General features: G+C 55.2%; 6 protein-coding genes. 4 read left to right on the top strand and 2 right to left on the bottom strand.

All coding sequences use genetic code 11. The features are described 5' to 3' along the window. Both ACGF49_RS23885 and ACGF49_RS23880 read left to right on the top strand, forming a co-directional pair. Positions 1 to 897: hypothetical protein (locus ACGF49_RS23885; protein ID WP_387493127.1), on the top strand; the 897-nt coding region annotated here is incomplete at its 5' end. Continuing rightward, positions 894 to 1,208, top strand: coding sequence for a hypothetical protein (locus ACGF49_RS23880; RefSeq protein WP_387493124.1), 315 nt, complete (start codon positions 894 to 896; stop codon positions 1,206 to 1,208). The genes ACGF49_RS23885 and ACGF49_RS23880, both read left to right, overlap by 4 nt. A 50-nt stretch (positions 1,209 to 1,258) precedes the next feature. Here the strand turns inward: ACGF49_RS23880 and ACGF49_RS23875 are convergent, their stop codons facing one another. Both ACGF49_RS23875 and ACGF49_RS23870 read right to left on the bottom strand, forming a co-directional pair. Then, positions 1,259 to 1,501 carry a SymE family type I addiction module toxin gene (locus ACGF49_RS23875; RefSeq protein ID WP_387493120.1) on the bottom strand — a complete coding sequence of 81 codons (243 nt, stop codon included), beginning with the start codon at positions 1,499 to 1,501 and terminating at the stop codon, positions 1,259 to 1,261. Positions 1,502 to 1,575: 74 nt separating this feature from the next. After that, complete coding sequence (locus ACGF49_RS23870) at positions 1,576 to 1,974, bottom strand: helix-turn-helix domain-containing protein (RefSeq protein ID WP_036838980.1); 399 nt, start codon at positions 1,972 to 1,974, stop codon at positions 1,576 to 1,578. A 99-nt stretch (positions 1,975 to 2,073) separates the two neighbouring features. Here ACGF49_RS23870 and ACGF49_RS23865 point away from each other — a divergent pair, with 99 nt between their 5' ends. Together ACGF49_RS23865 and xerC are read left to right on the top strand one after the other, a co-directional pair. After that, complete coding sequence (locus ACGF49_RS23865) at positions 2,074 to 5,388, top strand: CHC2 zinc finger domain-containing protein (RefSeq protein WP_387493116.1); 3,315 nt, start codon at positions 2,074 to 2,076, stop codon at positions 5,386 to 5,388. Further along, on the top strand, positions 5,375 to 6,487 hold the full coding sequence (gene xerC, locus ACGF49_RS23860) for a site-specific tyrosine recombinase XerC (RefSeq protein ID WP_387493114.1): 1,113 nt from the start codon (positions 5,375 to 5,377) through the stop codon (positions 6,485 to 6,487). The genes ACGF49_RS23865 and xerC overlap by 14 nt, the downstream gene beginning before the upstream one ends. The last annotated feature ends 197 nt before the right edge of the window (positions 6,488 to 6,684 follow it).

The raw sequence follows: 6,684 nt of genomic DNA, 5'->3' as shown, positions 1-6,684 counted from the left end.
ATTGAGAATAACTATCTGAGCGTGAATGAGCTGGACAATTTTGCGCATCAAGCCCGCACCTGTGAAGGCGAAAGCTGCAAACAAGTGATCAAGGATATGGTTGATACTAATATCCGTAATCAGCAGGAAATGATGAACTTCTGTAACAGCAACCCGAACCAGTGTGCGCAGAAGTATGGTTATCTGGTTGATCAGTGGCCGGTGTTTGAGAGTACCCTCAAAAATATGGACCGGGACGGCACATTGCCGGTTGAGTTCAGAAATTACCTGTCGGCGGTGAATACATTAAGTCAGGCTGCCACAGGCAAGGTAAGCGAACTTGGCTGGTCAAAACGCTTTGAGGCGATGGGCATGAGTCCTGAAACGGCCCAAGCAATGGCGATGACGCTGCCTGTTATTGTTGAGGGCAGCAAAGGGCCGAAATCATCGCCAACAACAAAAGGAAGCACAGGCGCGGTTGTTAATACAGAGAAAGCGGCGCTGGAAAAGATTGGGAAAAACAGTCAAGGCACAACGAATCTGGGTGATAAATCGGCTAATACTGTTTATCATCAACAGTTTATCAAAAATGCTGAAAAGATATCTACCGCGAAACCGGGGCAACAAGTTGCAGCACCAAGGGATCTGAATGAACAAACTTTCTGGAAACAGGTGCAATCTAATCCCCTGCAAGGAAAAGATTTACCAGGATTAAATAATGATCCGCGTTTTCCTATGGCAGCAGGTTTCCAAAAAATGGAAGCAAAACATAAGCTCCCTGATGGACAAACGATAACTATACATTACCAGTACAACTCAAATACTGGTAAAGCCTATGACATGAAGATTACTACCCCTCAGAGAATCCAACAGGATCCTAAAAAGGTAATAGATTCAATAAAGGATAATGTTAAATGAAAATAAAAGAATCAGATGGTGAACTCATTGATGTATTTGCTATTTATTGGATAAATGAAAAATCCTTATGTTTAGGCATGCCAAGAAATTATGGAGGATTATCCGCTTATGATCTTTCGCAAGTAACAGTAATTGATCCTACATTAAATGGTGAACTGGTATATTTTCAAAATAATAATCCGGGTATTTATCATTGGGCGTTGATTAAAGAGAGGTTATTAGACGATCTACTTGAGTTAGATGAAACTGCTTATCAACGCTTTTTGGCAATCCTAAAGGCGGAGGGTAATATAGAACAGGATTTTTGTTAATCAGGCGTCCCGGTCAGTTGAAGTGGCCGGGAGCTTCCTGCTTTTAACCGTCAGCTGTTCTCAACAAGCCGGATAATCAACTGCCCGTGCTCAACACTGACCTGCACCGGCAGTCCGGTCGCAAAGCCCGCTTCTTCCAGCCAGTTGCCTTTAAGGTGCAGGCTGGGATGCTGGCTGTAATAGCGGGTCATGCCGGTGTTCCGGTCGGCGTGACATCGGCTGATATAGCCGACCTTATAGCGGCGTTGCGCTTTCGAACTGCCTGAATTTACATTACAATCGCGTTCAGCCATAAATCAACTCCTGCATAGTTGGTTGTGTGGTCAGCGGCCATCATGAGGTGCGAACTCATGGTTGCCGCGTCATCTCAGCGTTTAGCGCTCTTCATAACAACTTTTTCCATCATTGACTTGGTAACAAAACTGTCAATCACCATAATCAACGCCTTCTGCTCTTCATCGGATAACGAATCAGCCTGTTGCCAGAGTTCATGCAATATGTGGTTACGTATCTTCACATCTTTGCTGGTCTCGCGGCGGCCAACCAGTTCATCGAGAGAAACCTGTAAAACATCAGCCAGCTTAATCAGGGATTCCAGTTGAGGGACGATGTGTCCCCGTTCCCAACGGTTATACACTCTGGGCAGTACCTCAATCATCTCGGCAAGCCGCGACTGGGTTAATCCCCGAGCTTCTCTGAGCATCTTAAGCCGTTCAGAAAATACGGACATATCAATACCTGTTTGCAAAACACAAATGTCCGCCATTGTACCCCTTCCTTTTTAGCTGGCTGTTGTAAAGTCTCTTTAATGCGATTATTATATATCGCAAACATGTCTATTGACAAGGTTCAAAAGGAAAGACTTATGACCCATGTTCCCGATACCGATTTAGCCCGCTTAAAGCAGTCCGTTTCATTGCTGGGGCTGGCGCGTAAGCAAGGCCGTGCGATGAAAAAACGCGGTGAGGATTATGTGCTGCGCTGTCCGTTCCATCACGAGAAAACGCCCTCAATGGTGATATCGCCTGCCAAGAACCTGTATCACTGCTTTGGCTGTGGCGCCGCGGGGTCGGTGCTGGACTGGGTGATACAAACGGAAGGCGTGACGCTGAAAATCGCTATCCGCCGGCTGCGGGAGCTGGCCGGGCTGCCGGACATGGACAATGCAGTTATGGCCGCTTCTTCTTTAGCCGCCCCGCCGGGATCACAGTCTGCACCCCTGCCGCGCCCGAAACTGGCCGACCTGGACGATGACGGGCAGGCGCTGTTGCATCAGGTGATTGATTTTTATCATCAGAACTTACTGGCGTCACCGGAAGCCAAAGCCTGGCTGGAAAAACGCGGACTGCATCATCCTGAACTGGTCAGCCACTTTAAGCTGGGGTATGCGGGTCATCACGGTATCAGCGGTTCCGCGGGGTTGTTGCCGTCCAAAGACAGTCAGGAAGGTCAGCAGTTGCGCGGCAAGCTGTCGGGGCTGGGCGTGTTGCGTACCACCACCCGGCAGGACCACTTCCGGGGCTGCGTCGTGGTGCCGATAATCGGCTGGGTCGAATCGGCCAGTGTGGCCAGCCGCGGGCGGGCGCTGCAACTGTATGGTCGCCGAACCCAGCCGGATTACAAAGTCCTGAAAGACAGCCCAAAGCATCTGTACCTGTCCTCACCCCTGGCCGGGGTCTGGAATGAGGCAGCGATGAAAGCCGCTGCGGAAATTATCCTGTGCGAAGCGCTGATCGATGCCATGACCTTCTGGTGTGCCGGGTTCCGTAACGTGATCGCCGCGTTCGGGGTGAACGGGTTTAACCGTGAGTCCCTCGAAGCCTTGCAGTATCACGGCGTGAAACGGGTGCTGATTGCCTTTGACCGGGACGAGGCCGGAGACCGTGGCGCGGCTAATGTGGCGGCTGATTTACTGGAAGCCGGTATCGAGGCATGGCGGGTGCAGTTCCCGCCGGGTATGGATGCCAATGACTATGCGCTGAAAAGCGGCAACGCCGAACATGCGCTGGGGCTGGCCCTGCAACAGGCGGTCTGGCTGGGACAGGGAACGGCACCAGGTGCGGTGTTCCAGCATGAACGGCCAGCGACTTCGGGGGCGACGGAACCGCCACAAAGCGCCAGTGAGCCTCAACCGGCTTCCTTCGCTGCCCGCCCTGAGTCGCCAGTGACGTCGGTGCCTTGTGAGCGCACGGCCTGCGGTGAACTGCTGATGAAAAGCGGCCCCCGGGTCTGGCGGGTACGGGGGATGAAAAAATCCCCGGTGCCCGATGTGATGAAAGTCAATGTGCAGGTGCGGGATGAAACGTCCGGCCTGTTCCATGTGGATACGCTGGACATGTATCACGCGCGGCATCGTCAGAACTACATCAGCACGGCGGCGCAAGAGCTGGAATGCGAGCTGTCGGTCATCAAACGCGAAGCCGGGCGGGTCCTGCTGATGCTGGAGCAGCAACAGGATGCGCAACAGCAGGCCGATGCCGAAGCCGCAGGGACAACGGCAGTCACGGTCAGCGCGGAAGACGAAGCCGCCGCGCTGGCGTTGCTGACATCACCGAACTTAACAGAACAAATTATCCACGACATGGCCGCCTGCGGGGTGGTCGGCGAATCCACCAATCTGCTGACCGGGTATCTGGCGGCAGTCTCGCGCAAACTCGATAAACCGCTGGCCGTGCTGATACAAAGCAGCTCGGCGGCAGGGAAATCTTCCCTGATGGAGGCGGTGCTGAACCTGATGCCGGAAGAGGAGCGTATCCAGTACTCGGCGATGACCGGGCAGAGCCTCTACTATCTGGGGGAAACCAGCCTGCAACACAAAATACTGGCGATAGCCGAAGAGGAAGGCGTGCGGCAGGCGGCCTATGCCCTGAAACTGTTACAGTCGGACGGCGAACTGAAAATCGCGTCAACGGGCAAGAACGAACAGAGCGGCGAACTGGTGACGCGGGAATACAAGGTACAGGGCCCGGTGATGCTGATGCTGACCACCACCGCCATTGATGTGGATGAAGAGCTGCTGAACCGCTGTCTGGTGCTGACGGTCAACGAATCGCGCGAACAGACGCAGGCCATCCACGCCATGCAGCGGCACCGTCAGACACTGGCCGGGTTGCTGGCTGACTCGGAGAAAGGCTATCTGACGCAGTTACACCAGAATGCCCAGCGCCTGTTAAGGCCGCTGAAAGTGGTGAATCCGTATGCGCACCAGCTCACTTTTTTAAGCGATAAAACCCGGATGCGGCGCGACCATATGAAATACCTGACGCTGATACAAGCCATTGCCTTGCTGCACCAGTATCAACGTGAAGTGAAGAAAACCACCCACCGCGGACAGGTCATCGAATATATCGAAGTCACCCAAGACGACATTACCCTGGCTAACCAGCTGGCGCATGACGTGCTGGGGCGCACGCTGGATGAAATGCCGCCGCAGACGCGTAAGCTGTTACTGCTGATACAGGCGATGGTGAACGCACAGGCGCAAATCCAGCACTGCCAGCCAAACGAAGTGCGCTTTACCCGGCGGGATATCCGCGCCTTTACCCACTGGAGCGACAGCCAGCTTAAGAATCATTGTCAGCGTCTCACCGAAATGGAATACCTGCTGTCGCATGGCGGCAGCCGGGGGCACCTGCTGCATTATGAACTGCTGTGGGACGGGGAAGACAACGGCGCGGCGCACCTGTGCGGCCTGCTGGATGTCGGAGAACCGGACTCAGAAACGGCAGGCAGTGAACGCAAGTCTGACCCGGAAGGTGGCAAGTCTTCCCTAAGTCTGGGGCAAGTCTGGTCTAAGTCTGGGGAAGAAAAACCCGCGTCAGCCCAGACAGCACAAGGTTCTGCGGGTGCACAAGTCCGGGCAGATGAAAACGCAGTTATCAGGGAAAATAATCACGGAGACGCATTGCCCGTGCCCGACAGGGATAAAACGCCGGCAGCCGTCCCGACAGGTCAGGAGAGCAAGTCTGACTTCAATGAACGCAAGTCTGCCTCAAGTCTGGGTCAAGTTAGGGTCAAGTCTGGGACGAAAAAATCCCCATCAGGGCAGGCAGAACACGGGTTCAGCGTGCCGCAAGTCGGGGTAACGGAAGACACAGTGATAAAAGGAAAAAAGAAAACACGCCCCTTGTCTGCGCCCGCCCCTCAATCTCAACCGGAGGTCAATCATGGCAAACCGTAAACCGCGCAAAGGAAGTCTCCTGACCGTCGATGACGTCTACCGTCAGCCGGTGGGTCCGGCACATGACCCGAAGAGCCTGTATGCGTTGCTGCTGCGCTTTGTGGCGTGGCGGCAGGAGCGGAACTGGTCGGAAACCACGCTGAAAGTACAGACCCATCACACCTATCGCTTCATCCTGTGGGCCACGGACCGGGGCCTGTACTATGCCGCGGATATCACGCGGCCGATACTGGAACGTTACCAGCGCTACCTGTACCAGTACCGCAAGACCAACGGAGAGCCGCTGAGCATCCGCACCCAACGCACGCAGTTGCAGCCGTTACAGGTGTGGTTCAAATGGCTGACGAAACAGAATCTGATACTGGCGAACCCGGCAGCGGACATTGAGTTGCCGCGGGAAGAAAAACGGCTGCCAAAGTATATCCTGAGCATTGATGAAATCGAGCATATCCTGTCGCTGCCTGACCCGCATACGTTGCAGGGCGCGCGCGACCGGGCCCTGATGGAGCTGCTCTGGTCAACGGGGATACGGCGCAGTGAAGCGGCCCGGCTCGATATCTACAGCATTGACGGGTCACGCAAAACCGTGACCATCCGGCAGGGCAAGGGCAATAAAGACCGGGTGTTGCCCCTCGGCGAACGGGCTTTAAGCTGGCTCCAGTTCTATCAGCAACAGGTCCGCCCGCAACTGCTGGTCACCCCGGACCTTCAATCGCTGTTCGTGGCGATGGACGGGCTAGACGGGTTGCAACCGAACGGTATCACCCATGCCGTGAGCGGCTATATCCGGGCCGCCGGCATCGAGAAAAAAGGTGCCTGCCACCTGTTCCGGCACGCGATGGCAACCCAGATGCTGGAGAACGGGGCGGACCTGCGCTGGATACAGGCGATGTTAGGCCATGCCAGCGTGGAATCCACCCAGGTGTATACGCAGGTCTCTATCCGGGCCTTGCAGGCGGTACACGCCAGTACGCATCCGGCGGAGCAAATGGCCGACGAAAAAGTCAGCGACGCCGATGAAGTGGGTTTACTGGCCGACCTGTACGCCGAAGACAACGCCGACGCTGACACGCCGCCGGACAGCCCGGCGCCGACCTGAAACCTCAATATCCTCTGACCGTCCGTCCGCCCCCGTTAAGTTGGGCGGGTTCGGTGTGGGGGCAGACCGTGGCCGGACTGCCCGTCAGCCTCGGCGCACGCGGGGGTAAATAGTCGTCAGGCGGCGCAAGCCCCGGCGTCCCCGTTGAGCCGGTCCAGGCCGCCCAACGCCTATTGAACATAATGCGGGGGAATTAT

The sequence above is a fragment of the Photorhabdus sp. RM96S genome, assembly GCF_042879335.1.
Taxonomy (GTDB): Bacteria; Pseudomonadota; Gammaproteobacteria; order Enterobacterales; family Enterobacteriaceae; genus Photorhabdus; species Photorhabdus kayaii.
Note: the sequence above shows the minus strand (reverse complement) of the source record. Positions and strands in the feature narration are given on the sequence as shown.